This is a genomic window from Pseudomonas sp. B611 (assembly GCF_055407965.1).
The window spans coordinates 49,538-70,863 of sequence record NZ_JBUZST010000011.1 but is presented as its reverse complement, the minus strand read 5'-3'; the positions used below and the strand labels follow the sequence as shown (position 1 = coordinate 70,863).

Genomic DNA, 21,326 nt, shown 5'->3' with positions numbered 1-21,326 from the left:
TCGGGTTGATGCTGTGCAGAATGCTCAGTAAACCGGCATTGATCAACCATTATCTGTATGGATGTACAGCAATTTGTGTGGCAGCCATAAAACCAGTGTGGGAAGGGCTTGCCCCCTCCCACAGCAGATTGGCTTAGTTATTATCGATGTCCACGTGCCGGGTTTCCTTCAGGCAGAACATCCCCACCACCAGGCTCACCCCCGTCACCACCACCGGGTACCACAGGCCATAGAAGATATCCCCGGTGTACACCACCAACGCAAACGAAACCGTCGGCAGGAACCCGCCAAACCAGCCGTTGCCGATGTGGTAGGGCAGGGACATCGAGGTGTAGCGGATGCGCGTCGGGAACAGTTCCACCATCAACGCGGCCAACGGGCCGTAGCACATGGCTGCGATCAGGATCAGTGCGACGATCAGCACCACCACCATGGTTTTGTTGACCTGGGCCACATCCGCCGAACTCGGGTAGCCGGCCAGGGTCACTGCGCCGCGCAGGGCCGCTTCGTCAAAACCGTCGATACGCACTTCACCCACACTCACTTGCACCGGGCTGCCCGCTGGGGCGGCGGCGCTGCTGTAGGGCAGGCCCTGCTTGACCAGGAAGGTCTTGACCTTGTCGCACGGGCTGTCAAATTTCGCCTTGCCCACCGGGTCGAACTGGAAAGTGCAGGTGGCCGGGTCGGCCAGCACGGTGATCGGTGCCTGTTGGCTGGCCTGGTCCATCGCCGGGTTGGTGTAGTGCGCCAGGCTTTTGAAGATCGGGAAGTACAGCACGGTGGCCAACAGCAGGCCGAGCATCAGCACCGGCTTGCGCCCGACCTTGTCCGACAGCCAGCCAAAGAAGATAAAGAACGGCGCGCCAATCACCACACTGATGATCAGCAGCATGTTGGCCAGGGCCGGGTCCATCTTGAGGAACTGGGTGAGGAAGAACAGCACATAGAACTGCGCCGCGTAAAAGGTCACCGCTTGCCCGCCGTTGATGCTGAACAGCGCGATCAGCACCACCTTGAGGTTGTCCCAGTTGCCGAACGACTCACTGATCGGCGCTTTGCTTGCCTTGCCTTCCTCTTTCATTTTCAAGAAGGCCGGCGACTCGTGCAGGCTCATGCGGATCCAGGTGGAAATGCCCAGCAGCACGATGGAAAACAGGAATGGAATGCGCCAGCCCCATACTTCGAACTGGTCGCCGGTGAAGTAGCGGCAGGCCAGCACCACCAGCAACGACAGCAGCAGGCCGATGGTCGCGGTGGATTGAATCCAGCTGGTATGAAAGCCGCGTTTGCCCGCAGGCGCATGCTCGGCCACATAGGTCGCCGCGCCGCCGTATTCGCCCCCCAGCGCCAGGCCTTGGAGCATGCGCAGCACGATAAGGATGATCGGCGCGGCAATGCCGATGCTGGCGTAGGTCGGCAACAGACCCACGCAAAACGTCGCCACGCCCATGAGGATGATGGTCACCAGGAAGGTGTACTTGCGCCCGATCATGTCGCCCAGGCGGCCGAACACCAGCGCACCGAAGGGCCGCACTACAAAGCCGGCCGCAAAGGCCATCAAGGCAAAGATAAACGCCGTGGTGTCGTTGACCCCGGCAAAGAACTGCTTGCTGATCACCGCTGCCAGCGCGCCGTAGAGGAAAAAGTCATACCACTCGAACACCGTCCCCAGGGACGAGGCGAAGATGACTTTCTTTGAGTCGTTGTTGGTGCTCGCGTCTATGACCGAACCCAGGGGTTGAGCATGTTCTGACATCGGGTAGCCCTCACAGTGATTATTTATTGTTGTTCCACTGTCGGCGCCAGGTGTGGCGCCGCTATTCAGATTGCATGGACCAGTTCTCTTTGCGCAGTGAGGCTCCTTGTGTTCGGCGAAAGGATCAGCTGCGCGGCTTTTTCCGCGATCATCAGCGTGGGTGAGCAGGTGTTGCCGGAGGTGATGCGCGGCATGATCGAGGCGTCGGCGATGCGCAGGCCGGGCACGCCATGCACGCGAAGTTGGGCGTCGACCACCGCATCGGCATCACTGCCCATGCGGCAGGTGCCCACTGGATGGAAGATCGTCGTGCCGATACGCGCGGCGGCTTCGTGCAGTTCATCTCTGGTTTGCAGGGAATCGCCGGGCAGGTATTCCACCGGCTTGAATGCGCGCAGGGCGGGTGCGGCAACGATGCGGCGCGTCAGGCGGATCGCATCGGCGGCCACGCGCAAATCTTCGGGATGGCTGAGGTAATTGGGCTGGATCAGCGGCGCATCCGCCGGGTTGGCCGAGCGGATATCCACGCGGCCACGGCTCTGCGGGCGCAGGTCGCAGACCGACGCAGTAAATGCCGGGAACGCGTGCAGCGGCTCGCCAAAACGCTCCAGTGACAGCGGCTGCACATGGTATTCGAGGTTGGCCGAGGTCTGTTCCGGGCCCGAGCGGGCGAACGCGCCGAGCTGGCTGGGGGCCATCGACAGCGGGCCGCTGCGGTTGTAAAGATACTGCAGGCCCATGCCCAGCTTGCCCCATACGGAGCCGGCGACCTGGTTCAGGGTGCGAGCGTTTTCCAGTTTGTAGATCAGGCGCAATTGCAGGTGGTCCTGCAGGTTCCCGCCAACACCAGGCAGTTCACGCACGACCTCGATGCCCAACGGTTTTAGCACGCTGGACGGGCCTATCCCGGAACGTTGCAGGATGCCCGGAGAGCCCACCGAGCCGGCACACAGCACGATTTCCTTACGCGCCCTCCAGCTCAGCGACTGGCCCAACTGACGGCCGACGACTTGAGTGGCGCGGCCGTTTTCCAGGAGCACGCGGTCCACTTCCACTTCAGTCAGCACGGTGAGATTGGGCCGCTGGCGGATCGGCTTGAGAAACGCCTTGGCTGCGTTCCAGCGTACGCCGGCCTTCTGGTTGACCTGGAAGTAGCCGCAACCTTCGTTATCACCGGTGTTGAAATCGTTGATGTTGGCGATGCCGCTTTGCGCGGCTGCATCGCGGAACGCGTCGAGGATCGGCCAGTGCAGGCGCTGTTGCTCGACCCGCCACTCGCCGCCATCGCTGTGGAATTGCGAGCCACCGGCAAAATGGTTTTCGCTCTGCTTGAACAGCGGCAGCACATCGTCCCACGCCCAGCCCGGGTTGCCTGCCGCCGCCCAGCCGTCGTAGTCCTGGGCCTGGCCGCGCATGTAGATCATGCCGTTGATGGACGAGCAGCCACCCAGCACCTTGCCCCGTGGATAACTCAGCGCACGGCCTTGCAGGCCTTCTTGCGCTTCGGTCTTGAAGCACCAGTCGGTACGCGGGTTGCCGATGCAGTACAGGTAGCCGACGGGGATGTGGATCCAGGGGTAATTGTCGCGGCCACCGGCTTCGAGCAGCAGCACGCGGTGGGCGGGGTTGGCGGACAGTCGATTGGCCAGCAGGCAGCCTGCGGGGCCGGCGCCTACGACGATGTAATCGTATTCAGCAGTTGCAGTGGGCATCTGGGGTCTCGCTTGTTTTTCTTATTGCCCTCATCCTAGTTGTTAGTTTTCGTCTTAAAAATGTTAGTTTTTACCCAGCTGCTGTGCGTTTTTAAACAGTGAGTTTAAATAACGCGACCCGGGACCATGGAGAGGGAGGCGACATGTTCGACTGGAATGACCTGCGCTACTTTCTGGAGTTACAGCGCAGCGGCCGCCTGCTCACCGCCGCGCAACGCCTGAAAACCACCCACGCCACCGTCGCCCGGCATATCGAGGCCATCGAGAAAAGCCTTGGCACTGCGCTGTTTGTGCAGCATGCCCAGGGCTACGAGCTGACGCCCGCTGGTGAAGCGCTGCTCAAGCACGCCGAAGCCATGGAAAACGTCGCGCTCTTGGCCGAGGACGAACTCACCCACAGCGCCGCGCCGTTAGGCAAGATTCGCCTGGGCGTAGCCGAAGGCCTGGGGGTGATGTTTCTCGCGAGCCGCATGGGTGGGCTGTTTGATCGCTACCCAGGCCTGGAAGTGGAACTGGTGGCGGTGCCACGCTTCGTCAGCATCCTCAACCGCGAAGCGGAGATCAGCATCCACCTGGAGCGCCCCAGCGTCGACCAACTGGTCACGCGCAAACTCACCGACTATCGCCTCGCGCTTTACGCCAGCCGCGACTACCTGGAGCGCAATCCGCCGATTGAAAAGCGCGAAGACCTCGCGGCGCACGCGTGGATCGATTATGTGGACGACCTGCTATTCAGCCAGGAACTGAAATTCCTCAGCAGCTTCTGCCGCAACCCCAAGGTGGTGTTCCACAGCACCAGCGTGATCGCCCAGCACCAGGCGGCGCGTTCGGGCTTGGGGATTGCCGTGTTGCCGTGCTTCATGGCCTCGGCAGACCCGGAGTTGGTGGCGTTGCTGCCGGGGGAGGGGATCATGCGCAGCTACTGGATCAGCTCGCGGCGGGAGTTGCACAAATCGGTGCGGTTGCGGGTGTTGTGGGATTACGTGGTGGAGTTGTGCGCGCGGGAGCAGGGGTTGCTGCTCGGCGAATCCAACTGACCCACATTGGATAAACCTGTGTGGGTTTGTGTGGGAGCGGGCTTGCTCGCGAAAGCGGTGAATCAGTCACACCTGTACTGACTGACACTCCGCTTTCGCGAGCAAGCCCGCTCCCACATTTGGATTTTGGTGTGTCAGGAAGGTATTAGAGCTTCACCACCTGATGCACCTGCTCCGCACAGGCCCGTGCCTCGTCGACCATCTTTCCAAACGCCGCGCTGACCATTTCATCATGGGTCAGCCAGCGCATCTTCTGGGTCAGGCGATAGTGATAGCGCAGTGCACCGCCTTCGCGCTGGCCTTCAAGGCCCAGGTCGTACCACGGTGAGCGCACCTGGCAGCCGGGGATGGCTTTTTCCATCTGCCCACCGCTCAGAGTAATGGTGTAGTCATTGGTTTCCGGGTTGCCCTGGTCGAGGTCGGCCTGCTGCCCTTGGCGGCGGTAGTAGACGAAGGCATCCCAGCGGCCTTTGAGCGACTCATCGGTGTAGACGTAGCCATCCGCCAGTTTCTCCAGCGCGCGCTGGTCGTTCATGGTTGCGTTGACGCTATACCCGTCGTGTACGACAAAACCGGTGGCCGCGCGGGTGACGTGGCAGTCGCTGATTTCATGGCCGAAGTTGGCGCAGATGTTCTGGTCGGTGGCGGTGCTGCCTTGCTGGCGATCGGCGACGCTCAGTTGCATCAGCGGCAGGCGGCTGAAGGCGAGGGTGGCCTGGATTGCAGCGTTGCCTTGCGTGTCGTAGTGCACCTGTTTGTCCAGGCGCAGGCTGGTTTCGGGGCGTTCCAGCGGGATATGTTCTTTGCGCACCTGGCCCTGGGCGTCGTTGACCAGTACCCAGCGGTCCTGGATGTCGGGCATGGTTTGGCCCGGGGCAAACACCGGGTTGGTCGGGTCCAGCCACCAGACCTGGCCGCTCACTTCTGCACGCACGATGGCGTGATTGGGCGCGTTGGTGCCAGGTATCAACAGCGACTCCACCACATCGCCACGGCTGACCCAGGCGGATTCGGCGGGGATGCCGCTGGCCTTGAGCATGGCGGTGAGCAGAATCGCCAGATCCTTGCAGTCGCCATAGCCGTGCTGCTCGATTTCCGCCAGGTTGAACGGTACATAACCGCGCTCCGTGGCACGCCAATCGCCGAGATAGCGGTAGTGATCGTTGAGGTGCTGCATCAACGCCCCGACCCGTTCGGCGGGCGCCAAGTCGCGCGCGGCGGCGACGGCAGCCGCGCTTTGTGGCGGCAGGCTGGCGCCGAGGATCTGGTTGTAGCGCTGGGCGAAATCGCCGAAGTACGCCTGTTGCTCCACGGCGCTGCCCACTTCGATGCGGGGGATGCGCAGCAGCGCAGCGTTGGACGATTCGTTGATGTAGTTCAGAAAGGTCGGTTTTTTTTGCACCACGTCCAGGGTCTTGCCGTTGGCCGATGGCGTCACCTTGAAGCCATCAAACAGCTCAGTGCGCCACTGGATCGGCCGCTCGGCGGTGAACCGCGCCTTGAAGCGGTCGCGCCGGGCCGCGCTGGGGCCGAACTTGAGGGCGTAGTGAAACTGCGTCATTAGCGGTTTGGCCGGGCGATGTTCGCGCACTGTGTAGCGAATCTGCGTGCCGACGCGCAGGTTGGGGAAGGCCAGGGACGTCTGCTTGTCGCGGCTGAAACCCTGGTCCGGGTTGGGCGCAGTGCGCGTATCGATTTGCGTATCGGCCAGGGCAACCGGCTTGGCGCCGGGCTGGGTGGATTGCGCGCTGATCACTTCAAAGGTGTCGCCTTCGGCGTAATCGAAGTCGATGCGCGAGAGCATCTCACGGCCGTTGGGCTTGAGGATGGTGTAGTGGTAGGTGGTGGTGCAGTCGGTGCTGGCGTCACGATTGAAGTGGCAATGCAGCTCGGTGTCGCTGGCCAGTGGGGCTTCGGCCAAGGGTTGCAGCGCGGCGAAAACGGTAGGGGCTGCGAGCCCCAGACTGATGGCAAGCAAGGGACGGTGAAACGAAAAACGGTACATGGGCGCCTCGGGTGACACATTGAAACAGCTACCTGACAGGTAGCGAGAAGGCGCCGGATGATAATGGATCGCAACGGAGAATGCCAGGATTGTTCGACAATCTATCTGGCTGAAAGGCCCGAGATAGAGCCTTTTGTTTGATTTGTGTCAGGGTTTTAGCAGTTCGAACTCGGCGCTGGCGAGCTGCTCGCCGTTGATCAATATGTGCACTGCATGTTTGCCGGGATAGTGCTTGCGCGTGGTCAGCTCACGGATATGTTGCTCGCGCCGAATGCTGTGCTGTTCACCCGCGCCCAAGGTAAACGCCTTGAGCTTGAACACCTTTTTTGCGTTGTGCCCCGCACTTTTCACGTAGTCGATGGCGTAGTCCACCACCAGTTTTTGCGCGGTGTCAGCGGTGGACTCCAGGCTGAATGACAGGTTGATCCGCTCCCCAAGGTTGATCACCGCCGGTGTCACGCTCAACTGATGAATCGTCACCTCGGCCTTGGCCCCTGCGCCCATGATCGTCAGCGCACGGGTGTTGCCTTGCTTGATCAGGCTGCGCAGGGCGTGGCGGGCGATCCAGGCGGTGTGGGGGTTGTCCAGTGACCAGCCTTCGATCAGCGTGAGGACCCAGTCCGGGTGGTCCTTGGTGATGTCGTTGAGGTGGTTGGCCACCGACTTGCGCACGTACAGGCTGGGGTCGGCCTTGAGGTTGTCGAGGATCGACGCGCACAACTGGGGATTGGCCTGCACGTCGGCCAGGCGAAAGGACCAGGGCAGGCGCGGTCGCGAGCCTTCGCTGGCCAGGCGGCGCACATGGTCGTTGGCGTCCAGCGACCACGTTTGCATCACCGCCAGGGTGCGCGGGAAGTCGTGCAGCAGGAAGGGGCGGATAGCGAATTCGGCGGAGCCAAAGGTGGTGAAATATTTGAGCGCGGCCATGGAACGTTCGAAGTCATCCATTCCATAGCTCGCCACGTAATGCGGCAGGAACAGGCTGACAAAGCTGCTGTTCAGGCGCGGTGCCAGGGCATACAGCAGCTCCAGGGTTTGTGGGTAATCCAGGGGGATCACCGCGTGCAGGCTCTCGCTGACCCGCGCCATGCGCTGCAGCACCGACAACTCGGCCAGCCCGGCCTTGGCATGCTTGAGAAAGCCCTTGGCGTCGAACGCCGGGTACACCGCGGTCATTTCGCTGGCGATGTGTTGCAGGCGTTCGACATTGAAGATTTCTTTAAGGGCCGGGGCGCTGTGGTCGGTCATCGGTGAGTCCATGGGGGTGATTTAGAGAAACCAGCGGTATTCCCTGGCGTGAATCTCTTGCTGGAACGCCAAGTGGTCCTGGCGCTTGTTCTCGCAGTACACGTCGACAAATTCGGCGCCCAGCTTATCGCGCAATACCGGTTGATGCTGCATGGCGCGCACCGCATCGAGCATCTCCACGGGGAAATCGGTGCCGCTGCTGCGGTCGTCGTTCAGTGGGGCGATGGGTTCGCGCTTGGCTTCAAGGCCGTGTTCCAAACCGACAAGGATCGCCGCCAGTACCAGGTACGGGTTGGCATCGGCGCTGGCCAGGCGGTGTTCGATGCGCAGGTTGCGTGGGTCTGATTCGGGGATGCGCACGCACGCGTCGCGGTCTTCAAAGCCCCAGCTGGCGCGGGTCGCGGCGTTGACCGTGCCGCCCAGGCGGCGGAAGGCGTTGTGGTTCGGCGAGAAGATCGGCATGCAGTGCGGCAGCAACTCCAGGCAACCGGCCACGGCATGGCGCAGGGGTTGCTGCTGGTGCGCCGCCAGCAGGTTGTTGCCCGCAGCGTCATACAGGCTGACATGCACATGCATGCCGCTACCGGGGTATTGCAGGTAGGGCTTGGCCATGAAGCTGGCGCGGTAGCCGTGTTTCAGCGCCACGCCACGGGTGCTGCGGCAGAACAGGGCGGCCCAGTCGGCGGCGCGCAGGCCGTCGTCCAAGTGACCAAAGTTGATCTCGAACTGGCCGGGACCGATTTCGGCGGTGATCACCGTGATGTCGATGCCTTGGTCCTTTGCCGTCTGCGCCATGTCATCGAGCACGTCGCTGAAGCGCGACAGGCGTTCGATATGCAGGTTGGGCTGGTCGTCGGCGTCGTCGCTAAGCGGGTCGCGGGCGAATTGCGGCAGGCCGTTGTCGAGTTTCTTGTCGAACAGATAGAACTCCAACTCAAACGCCACCACCGGGTGAATGCCTTTGTGGTGCAGGCGTTCCAGCACCTTGGCCAGCACTTCGCGGGGTTCGAATTCGATGGGCGCTTCGGTGCCGTCCGAGGTGATCAGCATCTGGCCCAGCGGTTGCGATTCCCAGCTCACCGGCTTGAGTGTGCCCGGTACCAGGCGGCGGTTGGCGTCTGGGTCGCCGTCGTTGAAGCAGTAATCGCCAATCTTGAACAAACCACCCTGAACCCCTAGCAGCACTGCGTTCTGCGGCAGCTTGAGCGGGCTGCCGGCGGCGACCTTTTCCAGCATCTCGATGGGATAACGCTTGCCGTAGAAGTGCCCGGGAATGTCCAGGGCGATCAGGTCGACGTAACGCACGTCGGGGTGGTTCTGGCGAAAGGTCCGTACTTCGGCCAGCAGGGTGGATGAATGGCTTTTCACGGGTGCAGCTCCTAGTTGTAAACCCACAGCACGCGGGCGGGCAGGTCGGTCAGGTTGGCGTAGCGACAGTGGGCGAAACTGGCCAGGTGAAAGCTGTCGCCGGGGCCGAGGGTGACCGAATCGGCTTCACCCTCCACCCACAGCGTCAATTCGCCTTCCAGCACAAAACCGGCCTGCTCGGCGCGGTCACTCATGGTCTGTTCACCGCTGTTGGCGCCTGGGGCGAGCAGGCTGTCGAGCATCGAGAAGGCGCCGTTCATGCTCGGCGACACGAGGATGTCGGTGATGCCGTTGGCGTAATACACGGTGCGCCGTTCGTTGGGGCGGGTGATCCAGTCCACGGCCTTGGGCTTGGGCTGGCTGTAGAAGTAGGTGGTGGGCACGTCGAGGGCGTGGCTGATGGCAGTGAGGTCTGCCACGGTCGGGCGTGACAGGCCGCGTTCGACCTGGGACAGGAAACCCACCGAGCGCTCGATCTTTTGCGCGAGCTGGGCGAGGGTGAGCTTCTTGTGCTTGCGCAGATCGTGGATAAGCGCGGCGAGGGTGGCGAGTTCTTCTTGAGGTGTCATGAAATTTATGTCGAATAATTTCATGAAAAATTACATGAATTATTTCATATGGGCAATGAAATATCTGCGTTTGTTCAAGCTCCTGTGGCGAGGGAGCTTGCTCCCGCTGGGCCGCGAAGCGGCCCCAACTCAAACGCCGAGGTTTTCCAGGCAGTTCTCGGTGGGGGCTTTTGGGGCTGCCGCGCAGCCCAGCGGGAGCAAGCTCCCTCGCCACATTGGTGGGTGGAAACATGGGGATATTGAATTGGGTGGGGGGATTGAGGGTGGTTGCTAGCGTGAAGTGACCACTCATCAACTCACGGGAGCAGTGAATTGCTTCAGAAACCCAACTCTCATCTGTTACGTCGTGGCCGTTATTCAGAATCAGGTCGTGCTTATCTGGTGACCGCGGTGGTTTATCAACGGCGGCCAGTGTTTACCGACTTCTACCTGGGACGATTACTGGTTGCAGAGTTCAGGCAGGCCCATGACCTTGGTCTGGTCAGCTCTCTCGCGTGGGTCATCATGCCGGACCATTTCCACTGGCTGTTTGAGTTACGAGAGGCGGCGTTACCCCAGGTTATGCGGCGAGTGAAATCCAGAAGTACTTTAACGATCAATCGGGCCAGTGGTACGTGGGGTGCTTTTTGGCAAAGCGGATACCATGACCGCGCGGCGCGTGCTGAAGAAGACCTGATTCAAATCGCCCGCTACATCATCGGCAACCCCTTGCGAGGGGGATTGGTCGAGCATATTGGCGACTACCCATTGTGGGATGCATCCTGGTTATGACGGTTACCCCCCTGTGGCGAGGGAGCTTGCTCCCGCTGGGCCGCGAAGCGGCCCCAACTCATACGCCGAGGTTTTCCAGGCAGTTCTCGGTGGGGGTTTTTGGGGCTGCTGCGCAGCCCAGCGGGAGCAAGCTCCCTCGCCACAGAGGCTTGATTGAATGATCCCGCGCAGCAGCGGTCGGAACCTGGGTACGCACCATTCATTGAAGGAGCACCCATGAAAGCCAAATCCCTCGTTGCCTGCCTGCTGGTCGCCACCAGCCTATCCACTGCCAGTTTTGTCGCGCAGGCCGGTGATACCCCGCAGGAAACCGTGCAGCCTTCCAACATCAACACCCGTGACTTGAAAGAAGGCGACCGCGCCCCGGATATCCTGATGCGCAAGGAATCGGCCGTCAGCGATTGGAAAAAACGTGGCCTCAAGCAGCCAGAAGCCGACAGCCAATGGGCGCGGGTGGGGGATAAATTCGTACTGCTCAAGACCACCAACGGTACGATCCTTGAGATCACCCCAGTCAAAAAGTGAGGTGTTTACAGTGACATGATGTCGGGTCGCCGATCAGGGGGGCGGAGTCGGTAGGCCCTGATCGGTTTTGCTCAGTTGACCTTAAGGCATAAAAATAAAGGGTGTCACCACGTGTGCTCTTCGATTGACCCGCAAGACCCCGATCAAGGGTACAAAGCTACCGTTGGCATGCGCCAGTGACGCCATTGCCCGAAGCCCTGTCGGCAAATTCTGAAAGCTGTTGCGTTGCGGACTTGGTTCGATGTAGTTCCGGTAAGCGAGCGTGTTCGACGGTGTTCTACGCAACGAAAGCCAATAGACGGTGGTGTGCCCGGTGCGCCTGAAGAGGAAGTGGTCCGGTGCTGCGAGCTCAAATACTTCATACCCGCTGTTCCTCAAAATGGTGCTCATGAGTGCCCGGGTTGTCACATCGTTTTGATGTAGGAACGCTTGGGCTGCGAGGACTCCCGGGACGCGAGAAGTGTTCAACTCCAGCAGGGTGAACCGATTTGGACTGGGGGTTAACGTCCAAAAGTTTTGGTTGTATGCAAGTGGGTGTCGGTTGAGCAACAAGAGCGGATCGCTCGGTGTCACCGACGGCCTGATCGACCAGGTTCTCCAGTCCCGTATGGTGTTCAACAGGCGTGAATAGCCGTTGGAGGATAGCCCTGACGGGTTGGTGTTGGTGAATAGAGCCTCGGCGATTTGCCTCGCGCTTCGATCGGAAAAGAAAGGGAAAGCCTCCCGGATGTAGGTGGTCAGCGTACGGCGAAAGGGTACGAACCCGATCATCCAGGTTGACAGCGAAGCGCTGTACCCCACAGGCCGGGGCTGATCGAAAAGGTTGTAGTGAAGGATGTCCTCAAAATCAATGAACCTGGAATATCGGAGGTTGTTTGGCACCAACACTGCGCCAGTTTGCATACTGCCGCCCGGCAGGATTGCGTAGTGGCGGCCATCTATCTGAATGTATTCTGGCGCGTTAGCGCCTGCTTGCGGCGCCGTCCCGCGCCAGATCTGCGGGCGTTCTGGTACCGCAGCCAGCGCCGTGGCATCCAGGGTTTGCCCCCAATCCACAAAGCGCTCTTCGTCAGGCCGTGAACGTCTCGGCTGTCCGGTAGCCAAGCGGCTTGGCCCAGGCGTCGGCTCCACTGGGCTTGGCGTTACCGTGCTCGATGGCCGCCGCCCTCTGACCCGTGCAATAAACTGCTCGGGGGTAACGAGAAAAAGATAGCGTTGATAGCCGCTCGGCACGGACAGCGATGTTCGCAAATGATGGACCAATGACATTTCGAGTTCCTGTACACGGGCGACAGGGAAAATAAACGAAGAAAACACGTGCCGAGCCTGCTCTTGGTCCAGATACGGGAACAGGTCCATCAATGCCCTTTGCGCAGCAGTCGGTGTTGGCGCGCCACCCAGTAGTCCCAAGCCTTCGCCACTTAACCCGGGCGAACGGATTTCCCACGAGCCCCCGCTGTTGCGATACAACGGATCGCCTTTGTAGGTGCCTTGGGCACGACGTGGGTCCCTGAGCCGCCATATTTCGGCGTCGCTGTCACGACGTATGGAATACCAGCGGCTTTTCTCCAGCAGGAAATGCTGTGGGGCTTGAAAGGTGTTTGGCTCGACCACATCGCGCACGTAGATTTGATGTGACTCCCATCCCGTAAGGGGGGTTATACCTTCTGGCTTCTTTGCCAGTGACAGTTTGGGGTCTAGCCCGGAGGGTGATGGGCGCAGGGCTGGGGTCGAACGTAAAGTGCCAGCACCCACGGCACCGTCGATCACGGCGCCCAGCAGCTCGCCCAATGCGCGCACGACGTAGTGGGCCGCCGTCTCACGATCACCCAGTTGCGCGGCTTCTACGGCGTTGATCACCGACAGAATGCTTCTGGCCAACCCGATTGGCAGCATGATCTTGACCGGGAAAAGCATGGTTGCGACGTCCAATGCCGCAGTGATCAGGGTCGTGGCGGACGCGACATTGGCCTCCTGTGTGCTGGTGGATTGGGCGCCGGCATCGTTGATGATGGTCGAAGCTTCTATTGCATAGGCTTCTTCCAGGAAATTATCGGCGATCCGCGTAAGCGCTATGACGGACTCCCCGGCACCGCCGTTCAATACGCTGCGAATCCTGGTTCGGGCGCTCAGCGTTGTGCGTTCAATCAGGTACTCACGCCAGGCACTGTGGTTAATGAAGTCGCGGTGCATGCTTGAAGCGTCGGCGTACTCATGGAACAACCGACCGCCGCTGGCTTGCGGGGTGTACACCACCTTTGAGGCGACATTCTGGGAGGCGGTTGAAAAAACCAATACGCCGCGGACTCTCTCGCCGCGTAATCTCAAGCTGCTGACGGTAATTCGATGTTCTTCGACCTTACGCCGCTTGTCGTCATCGGTGGGCCCCGCGAGCACACTCATTACCCAGTTGAAACCTCGGTCGAGCCTGTCAGGGAGGAAGTCGCGAGCAATTTTCGCCTCCAGCGCATCGACCCGTATTTGCAGAGCCATCACCTGCGTGAAGCTTTGCTGCTCGATCTTTGCCGCTTCGGAGGTCATCAGGCGTTCTTTCAAAAAACGGTCGTAGCTGTCGCCGATGTTGACTTTGCGTATCAAATCTTTGACCTGGGTGACGGACAACGCAGTAAAGGGTGTTTGGTCTCTATTGGTCAGCCTTGAGAAGTTGATGAAGTTGAGGTCGATCCATTCCACGTTTTCCAGGGCCAGTTGGGTCAATGTTCGCTTACGCGATTTGAATACCTTGGAACCCGGCTCTGGCGGGAGCGGCTTTGAGCCGACCACGTAGGCACCCGTTTGCCGAATCACGTAGCTTTTGGTGTGGACGATTATGTCGTCCGGGTTTACGGTAAGGCCGTATTCAGCCTCCAGTTCCTGGTGCAGTTGATCATTGCTGTAGGCCAGCAAGGTTTGCCGGTCACTGTACTGCGACAGCGAGGGAAGCCCGCCCGCTGTGTCGAGCGTGCGCAAATAGTCGCTGTAGTCGCGCACGGCGGCCTCCCACTCCTGCTTCTCTGTGGGGGTGGCGTCTTTGAGAAACTGTCGGAGGTCCCGTTGGATCTGTTTTCGCACTCTGGCGGTTAGAACACCACTGGCGTCGAAGGCGCGAGCAAAGTCGGCCACGCGGTCGAGGCTTGCAGGCAGGTGAGCACTGTCGATGTCATCTTTTTGTCTTTGATAGTGGGCCACCATCCAGGTGAATTGCGCCTGCAGCTGCACGTAAAGCGAATCGAGGCTGTAGGTGAAAATCGACTCCAGCTTTTCGATGTAGCGAAACCGATCACGTGTGCTCGGTTGTTGATGAAACGCGAGGCCCGTCGCGCGATCCTTTTCTTCCATCAGTTCCATGAAGCCTGGGAATTCCAGTGGGCTGTTCAACCGCCGATGCAGTTCCTGGTCAAGGCTGGCCAGGGAGTCGAATCTCTCGAAGCCGCTGCCTGGAAGAAACAGCATGACGCTGCCAACGTTGGTTGCGACAACGATGTCGCGCACCTGTGGAGCGGGGCGGTCAGCTTCGGGGTGAACCGTGGCGTCATCCTGGTCTCGCGAGGTGATGACGAACGCGCCGTACAGAGGAATGTCAGTGGACAGTTTATCGTTGATGGCCAGCCCGTAAGCGCAAGGCCGGTAGCCGGGTAAAGCCGCGCGCGATAGCGCATCCGGATGTTGTGTGAGCTGGGTGAGCAACAATTCATCCGAGGCCTCCAGCACACCGTCGGCCTTGAGCAGCGCTACTTCGTTTTTCATTATTTCGAGGCGTTTTTCGGCCACCCATTCCTTGCAGGTACGGACCTCGGTCAGGTTGACTGGGCCGTTCCAGAATTCGTCCAAGTACGCGTTGAACTGTGTGTCCAGCCCACTCGCCAGGGTGTTGAGAAAGTCTGCGAATGCGTCAGCGGTGATGCCTGTGACGGGTTCAGCCTCGTCCTCGGTATTAAGGGAGAGGTGAAAGCTCACCGCACGATGGGTATAGGTGGTGGGGGTGTTGCTCACGATCCTTTGCGCCACAGCCTCCATCAGCGTAGGCAGTATCGGTGTCAGTTTTCCCGTATTGGAGAGTTGGCTCGTGAGCGATGTATCGGCGCCGACTTTGATGAATGTGTTATTTACATCCAGAGGGGTTGGCAGTGTTGCAAAGGTTCGGTTGAAGGCACGTTGCACAAACAGGGAAAAGGTCGGCTGTTGCGTTAATTTGTCGAGTACCTCGTCATTCAGTGCGAGGATTTTTTCGGTAAGTCGGGATTTCAACAGCGCATCCCTGGCGTTCAAGGATTCCAGCAGTGGGGACGATGGGGCTGATCGGGATTGCATGGGCGGGACCAGTAGAGAGGATTGAGCAGTCATCCTGTCGTATCGCTGGCCCTCAAATGCCATACACAGGTAGCTCAATGAGCGACATCGTGAGGTAGCACTTACGTGCTCGCGCGCTACTGCGTTAAGGTGATCGACCTTACTGACCGCTTCACCTTGAAAGAACGAGAGCAGGATGCTTGCCACAATAAGAAACTACCCGCGTACCGTGAACCTGTTGCTGTCCGCCACGTTGATGCTGACATTGGCCAAGGCAATCACGTTTCCCTATCTTGTGATTTACCTGACCAGCCACTTCGCCCTGGACATCACCCAGGTCGGCCTGGTGATCGGCAGTTCATTGATCGTCGGTTCATTGCTCAGCGTATACGGCGGCTTTCTTGTCGACCGCATCAATAGCTACCGGCTGCTGCTTGGCCTGAGTGTGCTGTTTGTGCTGGGGTTTATCGGTACGCTGCTCGCGCAGAACATCTGGGCGTTCTACAGCTGCCTGATCCTGATCAACCTGGCTTATGCGGTCATCGACATCGCCGTGAAGGCCGGCTTTGCCAGCCTGTTGCCGGAAGAGGCGCGCAGTGAAGTGTTTTCCATCAAGTACACCCTGACCAACATTGGCTATGCCGTGGGGCCGGCGTTCGGGGCAGTGGTGGCCAAGTTGGATATCAGCCTGCCGTTTATCCTGTCGGCGCTGTTGGGGGTGGTTTTTTTCCTGCTGTACTGGCGCTGGGGCGACCGCACGCTGACCACGGTTGACGCGACGCAGAAGCCGGTGTCGTTTGTGGCCGTTGGCCGCGTGCTGTTGAAGGATCACCGGCTGGTGTGCTTCACCGTGGGCGGGCTGCTCAGTGCCGTGGTGTTCGGCCAGTTCACGGCCTACCTGTCGCAATATCTGGTGACCACCACCACTGCGGAATACACCTACACCGTCATCAGCGCCGTCCTTACTACCAACGCCGTGCTGGTGATTGCCTTGCAGTATGTGATTGGCCGACGAATTTCCCACCGCCACCTGAGCCAGTGGCTGATTTTCGGCTTGAGCATGTTCATGTTGGGGTTGATCGGCTTTGCGCTGTCCACCAGCGTGCTGTGGTGGGTGCTGGCGATGGCGGTGTTTACGGTGGGGGAGATTATCGTGTTCCCGGCCGAGTATATGTTTATCGACCGTATCGCCCCGGACCACCTGCGCGGCATGTACTACGGCGCGCAGAACCTGTCCAACCTCGGTGCCGCCCTGGGGCCGGTGTTGTGTGGCCTGGTACTGGCCAGCCAGCCGGCCCACTACATGTTCTACATGCTGGGGGCGTTTATCGTGGGCGGCGGGGTGTTCTATTTCATTGGGGCGTCGCTGAAGGCCAGTCCTCCAGCGTGAGCTTGCCGACGGTGTTGCTGTGCAGTTCGTAGCGCAGCTCCTCCACCATTTTTTCCACTTCTTGCGGGGTCTGCAGCCGGTTGGTGCTGATCCCGGTCACCACCAGGTCTACCCGGCCGGTATCCAGGTCGTAGACCTTGAGGGTCAGCGACGCGTCCCGGCACAGGGTGAATTCACACGTCAGTGGCGACAGGCCTTCTTCGATGCAATTTCGCAGTTGAGAGAGGGTAAACATGCGGGTTCCTTCAGGGCATGAACTTCGACACCTGAAGGTTATTGATTGCCCGTGTGCGCCATAAGGCGAATTCGCACTAGGCGTACTAGTGCATTTGCACTTCAAGGGCTTACTTTTTAAGCCGCAGTTCACCGGCAAACAACCCGCGTTCACGGGCCCAGACGATGGCCGCGCTGCGGCTGTGTACGCCGAGCTTGGAGTACACCGTGGCCACATGGTTGCGCACAGTGTTGGGCGCCAGTTTCAGGCGCGAGGCGATCTCCTTGTCGGCCAGGCCTTCGCAGATCAAGCCCAGTACATCGCGCTCGCGGGCAGTCAGGTCGGTAAAGGCGACGTTCGGCAGATTGGGGCTGTTGACGCTTTTGGCGTTGGCCAGTTTCTCGATCAGTGTCTGGCTGAACCAGGAGGCGTCCTGCATCACTTCCTCAATGGCCGCCACCAGTTCCAGCTCCGAGCGTTTGCGTTCGGTGATGTTCATCAGCACCAGCAGGTAGCAGGGCACGTCCTCGATGATCACGGTGTCGGCAGACACCACGCAGTCGATCACCTCGTTACCTTTCTTGCGCACCTTGAGGTCCTGGCCGTCGAGGTTGCCGGACTTTTCCAGGGTGGCAAACAACTGCGCCCCCGCTTGGGGGCTGTCGATAAAGTCGATGTCTTCGATGGCTTTGCCGATCAGCTCTTCACTGATATAGCCGGTGATGCTCATAAAGGCTTCGTTGACGTCCACCACCTGGCGATTGTCGGCGCTGCACACCAGGGTGGGGACGGGCGTGAGGCGGAACGACTTGGCGAAGCGTTCTTCACTCTGGCGCAGGGCGATTTCCGCCTTGCGGCGCGGCTCCAGGTCGGTGAAGGAAAACAGCATGCAGTCTTCCTCGTTCATGTCCAGCGGCTGGCCGGCGACGATCACCAGCTTGCTGCCGCCCTCGGGCAGCCTCAGCTCGGCCTGCATCTGTGGGATGGTGGCACCTTCGCCCAGGCGCTGGATGGCCAGGTCCTTGCGCTCGGCCTGTTCCAGCACGTCCAGCTCATAGACGGATTTGCCGATGACCTGGTCGCGGTTGTAGCCGGTCATCTCCAGAAACCCCTGGTTGACCTTGATGTAGCGCAGGTCGCTGAGGCGACAGATCACGGCGGGTGCCGGGTTGGCATTAAAGGTTTTTTCGAAGCGCTGCTCGGCGCTGGCCCATTCGGTGGCGTCGCTGAGGATCAGCACCAGCAACTCAGGATCGCCGCGAGAGTCGCTGATCACCAGGCTGCGCAAGCGGTGAACCCAGGTCTTGTCCGTATCGTCGGTGGGCGTGACTTCCACCACCACATCGCTGAATTCATCGCCCGCGGCTGCACGGGCGAGGGGATAGTTTTCCAGCAGCACGGGGTGGTTGTTGCGATAACGCAGGGCGAAGCGTTCGGCGTATTCCTGGGTGTTGGCGCCCAGCGCCTCGACGTTATCAACACCGTGCATGCTCAGTGCGGCTTCATTGGCCCAGAGGATGGTCTGGTCGACCTCGGCGAGGATGATCCCGTCGGACAGGCCGGAGATGATCTGCTGCAACTGGCGGCGGTTGGTTTCTTTGGCGAGGACATCTTGGGTCATGGGGGCTCCGGCGGTTGGGCGCATGGGAGTACGACACTTGGGGTTCAGGATAGTGCAGCGCAATTGCTGCGCATGGGGGGGTGAATGCACCAACGCAATGGGTGCATTCGGATCAGGCAAAGTGATGGTCTCAGGCTAAGATCAGCCAGCCTACCGTCGGCACTACCAGTAACGTGCTTAGCGCCATGGACAGCACATTGCCGATATAGGGGTGAAAGTGTGCTGGCAATTTCGCTGAAATGGCGCAGGCCAACGGCGGTGCGATGAGTGCACCCAGCAGCGCACTTGAGCCGATCACCATCCAACTGCCGCCATGGGTCAACACCGTTGCAGGCACTACCGACACCAATGGCACATAAGTCGGATACCAGCCCCGCTTGATCCACTGATGCCGCCAGATGACGACGCCCAGCGCTGAAGTCAGGGCTTGCGCACTGATCAGATGCAATACCAGCCCCGATCCATAAGCCGGGCTCGTGGGGTTTAGAGCATAGGCGAGCAGCACGCCTGCCAGCAGCCCGATACTGGCTAACTCGTTTCCGAAAAATGGCGCTTCAGAAAAGTCTGCGAGAACCCGGCGCAGGCTCCAGACGACACCGTAGTTGGACGGTTTCGCAGGCGGGGATTTGACTAGTGTGATGTAGTCCGAGCGCACTATTGAGGGAACGCGACGACACAGCGCAAACGCTATGACGCTGCCCACAGCCATGCCCAACACATTGCCAATCACCGCCGGCAAACCCAATGGCGTACACACGAAGTTCACGATCAACAAACACATCGGCGTTACGAGCAAAGCCCCCAACACGGCACCATTGAGCGTGACCTTCCAGCCGCCACCAAACATCAGCACCATTGCCGCGGGCAAGGAAACAAATGCTGCGAATGTCGGTTGCCACGTCTCGGCGGTGACGCTCCAGCCCCACAGCAAATTGCTTAGCAGCAGGCCCATGAGTGAACTGGTGATGAGCCAGGGCCATAACCCGGTACCGTAGGAAATGGCAAAGCCTTGCCAGGCTTTCCCGCGCTTATTTGCCCACCAAGCCAGATATGCGCCGCTGAGTAGGCCGAGTGATGCGAGTTCATGTTTGTAGAAGGCAACTTCACTGATATCCCCGAGTACCCATCTTAGCCACGCAACGGGATGAGGCAGGCTCTCGACCATCTCACCATAATCTGGCCAGGAATCCCGGTGATTGAATGCAACCAAGATCACGAGTAACGCACTGATAAATCCCGCGGTCAGAACTATCATGTCCGTTACTGATCGGCTGTTTTTGCTGGGTGGAAGGAGCGTTTCCATGATCACTCCTCAACTTAGCGCGGCAGGGCGCGATGCTGGGAATACCCGAGCATTTGATCGTAGAGATCAATGCGTCGATCACGTTGCAGGTCATTCAAGCTGTTCCATATAGGCGCGCTCCGAGCACTGGTGATGTCGATATCCGCAAACAGGATTTCCTGTCGATTGGCGGAAGCCACGGCGCCGATCGGCCAGCCATTTGTCCCGGCAATCAACGAACACCCGAGATAACGAGCGTCCCTCTCTTCGCCAATACGGCTGGCGGCTGCGATAAATACATTGTTCACATGGGCTGCGGTCATCGTGAGGTAGGACGCCATGCATTTGCCTGCCTCGTCGAACAGTGGCGGTGGTGTCCACACCCAGTTGTTCAGGCTGCATATGATATCCGCGCCTTGCTGGCTGAGAATTCGCGGCACCTCCGGGAACCAGATGTCCCAGCAGATCAATAAACCTATGCGGCCGATGGGTGTTTCAAATACTGGAAAACCGGTATCGCCGGGAGTGAACCAGAGTTTTTCCAAGTTCCACAAATGCGCTTTGCGATACTTGCCGATGAACCCATCGGGTCCTAATAGCACGGCAGTGTTGAATAGCTGCACGCCATCGACTTCGTTCAGGCCAGCCACCAGATACACCTGATGCTTACGCGTGAACTCAATCCAAGCGCTCACGCTCGCGCCATTCTGAACCGGCTCCGCATGATCGTAAGCGTCCTGGCGGCTACTGAAGAAGTAGCCGCAGTTGGAGAGTTCTGGCAGTACGATCAGATTGGCGCCGCCATTTGCAGCTTCGGTTGCCAAGGCGAGGCTCTGGCGTAAATTATCTGCTCGATTGGCCATGCCGACCTGAGGGTCAAACTGGATGACAGCTACGCGGGCAGGGCTTGTAGGTTCGCTCATGGAAGGTGACCTCTTATTGTTATGCAACCCAAAGTGGTTGAATGTTTATAAGAGGCGACGGAGTTTTTAAATGGGAGTCAGATGGTTCTTGTAGTGTTGTGGTGCATTTCCTGGTTTGCGCTTTATCCAGAGATGATTCTCTCCTTGGTAGGTTGCATGCGAGCCAAAGGGGAGCGCCACAACGCCGACATTCTCTACGCTTGCCAAACCCACTCAGTTCTGGGAAAAACCCACCCTCCACACATCCAGCGAGGCCCCCATGAGCAACGACGAACTCCAGATCACCGATATCCGTCTGGGCGACGGTAAAACCGTGGTCAAGGGCGCGCTGATCACCACCCAATACACGGGCACGTTGGAAGACGGTACGGTGTTCGACTCATCCTGGGAGCGCGGTAAACCCTTTCAGTGTGTGATCGGCACCGGACGTGTCATCAAAGGCTGGGATCAAGGCTTGATGGGCATGCAGGTGGGTGGCATACGCACGCTGTTTGTGCCGGCACACCTGGCCTACGGCGAGCGCTCGATGGGCGCGCATATCAAGCCCGGCAGCCATCTGCGCTTTGAGATCGAATTGTTGGAAGTGCTGACGCGGGATGAATGAGGCGGGGTGAA

Annotated in this window: 16 protein-coding genes; 5 read left to right on the top strand and 11 right to left on the bottom strand. The window is 59.6% G+C overall.

The window, feature by feature from the left end:
* Positions 1–133: 133 nt before the first annotated feature.
* On the bottom strand, positions 134–1,756 hold the full coding sequence (locus tag ACZRMO_RS21095; RefSeq protein WP_463974087.1) for an MFS transporter: 1,623 nt from the start codon (positions 1,754–1,756) through the stop codon (positions 134–136).
* 65 nt (positions 1,757–1,821) lie between these two features.
* Positions 1,822–3,468, bottom strand: a complete 1,647-nt coding sequence (locus ACZRMO_RS21090; protein ID WP_463974086.1) for a GMC family oxidoreductase — start codon at positions 3,466–3,468, stop codon at positions 1,822–1,824.
* A gap of 143 nt (positions 3,469–3,611) precedes the next feature.
* Between ACZRMO_RS21090 and ACZRMO_RS21085 the strand changes: the two genes are divergently transcribed.
* Positions 3,612–4,505, top strand: a complete 894-nt coding sequence (locus tag ACZRMO_RS21085) for a LysR family transcriptional regulator (protein WP_463974085.1) — start codon at positions 3,612–3,614, stop codon at positions 4,503–4,505.
* Between the two features lie 145 nt (positions 4,506–4,650).
* Here ACZRMO_RS21085 and ACZRMO_RS21080 read toward each other — a convergent pair whose 3' ends face one another.
* From ACZRMO_RS21080 to ACZRMO_RS21065, 4 genes are all read right to left on the bottom strand, one after another.
* The gene (locus ACZRMO_RS21080; protein ID WP_463974084.1) at positions 4,651–6,510 is read right to left on the bottom strand and encodes a DUF3857 domain-containing transglutaminase family protein; all 1,860 of its coding nucleotides are present in this window, start codon (positions 6,508–6,510) and stop codon (positions 4,651–4,653) included.
* Between the two features lie 147 nt (positions 6,511–6,657).
* Complete coding sequence (locus ACZRMO_RS21075) at positions 6,658–7,758, bottom strand: DNA alkylation repair protein (RefSeq protein WP_463974083.1); 1,101 nt, start codon at positions 7,756–7,758, stop codon at positions 6,658–6,660.
* Between the two features lie 21 nt (positions 7,759–7,779).
* The gene (locus tag ACZRMO_RS21070; RefSeq protein ID WP_463974082.1) at positions 7,780–9,126 is read right to left on the bottom strand and encodes a glutamine synthetase family protein; all 1,347 of its coding nucleotides are present in this window, start codon (positions 9,124–9,126) and stop codon (positions 7,780–7,782) included.
* An 11-nt stretch (positions 9,127–9,137) separates the two neighbouring features.
* A complete protein-coding gene (locus ACZRMO_RS21065; RefSeq protein ID WP_010211306.1) occupies positions 9,138–9,695 on the bottom strand; it encodes a helix-turn-helix domain-containing protein in 558 nt (185 codons plus the stop codon).
* 312 nt (positions 9,696–10,007) lie between these two features.
* Between ACZRMO_RS21065 and ACZRMO_RS21060 the strand changes: the two genes are divergently transcribed.
* Positions 10,008–10,466, top strand: coding sequence for an REP-associated tyrosine transposase (locus ACZRMO_RS21060; RefSeq protein WP_463974081.1), 459 nt, complete (start codon positions 10,008–10,010; stop codon positions 10,464–10,466).
* Between the two features lie 216 nt (positions 10,467–10,682).
* Positions 10,683–10,991, top strand: a complete 309-nt coding sequence (locus ACZRMO_RS21055) for an RcnB family protein (protein WP_463974080.1) — start codon at positions 10,683–10,685, stop codon at positions 10,989–10,991.
* 81 nt (positions 10,992–11,072) lie between these two features.
* Here the strand turns inward: ACZRMO_RS21055 and ACZRMO_RS21050 are convergent, their stop codons facing one another.
* Complete coding sequence (locus tag ACZRMO_RS21050) at positions 11,073–15,239, bottom strand: dermonecrotic toxin domain-containing protein (RefSeq protein ID WP_463974079.1); 4,167 nt, start codon at positions 15,237–15,239, stop codon at positions 11,073–11,075.
* Positions 15,240–15,477: 238 nt separating this feature from the next.
* Here ACZRMO_RS21050 and ACZRMO_RS21045 point away from each other — a divergent pair, with 238 nt between their 5' ends.
* On the top strand, positions 15,478–16,671 hold the full coding sequence (locus ACZRMO_RS21045) for an MFS transporter (RefSeq protein WP_463974078.1): 1,194 nt from the start codon (positions 15,478–15,480) through the stop codon (positions 16,669–16,671).
* On the opposite strand, the gene ACZRMO_RS21040 is transcribed toward ACZRMO_RS21045, so the two are convergent.
* From ACZRMO_RS21040 to ACZRMO_RS21025, 4 genes are all read right to left on the bottom strand, one after another.
* Entirely contained in the window at positions 16,634–16,906 is a 273-nt protein-coding gene (locus ACZRMO_RS21040; RefSeq protein ID WP_124525165.1) for a DUF1652 domain-containing protein, read from the bottom strand. The genes ACZRMO_RS21045 and ACZRMO_RS21040 overlap by 38 nt on opposite strands.
* 109 nt (positions 16,907–17,015) lie before the next feature.
* Positions 17,016–18,506 (bottom strand): PAS domain S-box protein, encoded by a 1,491-nt coding sequence (locus ACZRMO_RS21035; protein ID WP_463974077.1) that lies wholly within the window; start codon positions 18,504–18,506, stop codon positions 17,016–17,018.
* A gap of 130 nt (positions 18,507–18,636) precedes the next feature.
* On the bottom strand, positions 18,637–19,809 hold the full coding sequence (locus ACZRMO_RS21030; protein WP_463974076.1) for a hypothetical protein: 1,173 nt from the start codon (positions 19,807–19,809) through the stop codon (positions 18,637–18,639).
* 14 nt (positions 19,810–19,823) lie between these two features.
* Positions 19,824–20,711 carry a nitrilase family protein gene (locus ACZRMO_RS21025; protein ID WP_463974075.1) on the bottom strand — a complete coding sequence of 296 codons (888 nt, stop codon included), beginning with the start codon at positions 20,709–20,711 and terminating at the stop codon, positions 19,824–19,826.
* A gap of 259 nt (positions 20,712–20,970) precedes the next feature.
* On the opposite strand from ACZRMO_RS21025, the gene ACZRMO_RS21020 reads away from it, so the two are divergent.
* A complete protein-coding gene (locus ACZRMO_RS21020) occupies positions 20,971–21,315 on the top strand; it encodes an FKBP-type peptidyl-prolyl cis-trans isomerase (protein ID WP_463974074.1) in 345 nt (114 codons plus the stop codon).
* Positions 21,316–21,326: the final 11 nt, after the last annotated feature.

Bases quoted from the DNA above. Each gene is read 5' to 3' on its own strand.
- ACZRMO_RS21095 (WP_463974087.1), bottom strand. From the start codon at position 1,756: ATGTCAGAACATGCTCAACCCCTGGGTTCGGTCATAGACGCGAGCACC.
- ACZRMO_RS21090 (WP_463974086.1), bottom strand. From the start codon at position 3,468: ATGCCCACTGCAACTGCTGAATACGATTACATCGTCGTAGGCGCCGGC.
- ACZRMO_RS21085 (WP_463974085.1), top strand. From the start codon at position 3,612: ATGTTCGACTGGAATGACCTGCGCTACTTTCTGGAGTTACAGCGCAGC.
- ACZRMO_RS21080 (WP_463974084.1), bottom strand. From the start codon at position 6,510: ATGTACCGTTTTTCGTTTCACCGTCCCTTGCTTGCCATCAGTCTGGGG.
- ACZRMO_RS21075 (WP_463974083.1), bottom strand. From the start codon at position 7,758: ATGACCGACCACAGCGCCCCGGCCCTTAAAGAAATCTTCAATGTCGAA.
- ACZRMO_RS21065 (WP_010211306.1), bottom strand. From the start codon at position 9,695: ATGACACCTCAAGAAGAACTCGCCACCCTCGCCGCGCTTATCCACGAT.
- ACZRMO_RS21055 (WP_463974080.1), top strand. From the start codon at position 10,683: ATGAAAGCCAAATCCCTCGTTGCCTGCCTGCTGGTCGCCACCAGCCTA.
- ACZRMO_RS21045 (WP_463974078.1), top strand. From the start codon at position 15,478: ATGCTTGCCACAATAAGAAACTACCCGCGTACCGTGAACCTGTTGCTG.
- ACZRMO_RS21040 (WP_124525165.1), bottom strand. From the start codon at position 16,906: ATGTTTACCCTCTCTCAACTGCGAAATTGCATCGAAGAAGGCCTGTCG.
- ACZRMO_RS21035 (WP_463974077.1), bottom strand. From the start codon at position 18,506: ATGACCCAAGATGTCCTCGCCAAAGAAACCAACCGCCGCCAGTTGCAG.
- ACZRMO_RS21030 (WP_463974076.1), bottom strand. From the start codon at position 19,809: ATGGAAACGCTCCTTCCACCCAGCAAAAACAGCCGATCAGTAACGGAC.
- ACZRMO_RS21025 (WP_463974075.1), bottom strand. From the start codon at position 20,711: ATGAGCGAACCTACAAGCCCTGCCCGCGTAGCTGTCATCCAGTTTGAC.
- ACZRMO_RS21020 (WP_463974074.1), top strand. From the start codon at position 20,971: ATGAGCAACGACGAACTCCAGATCACCGATATCCGTCTGGGCGACGGT.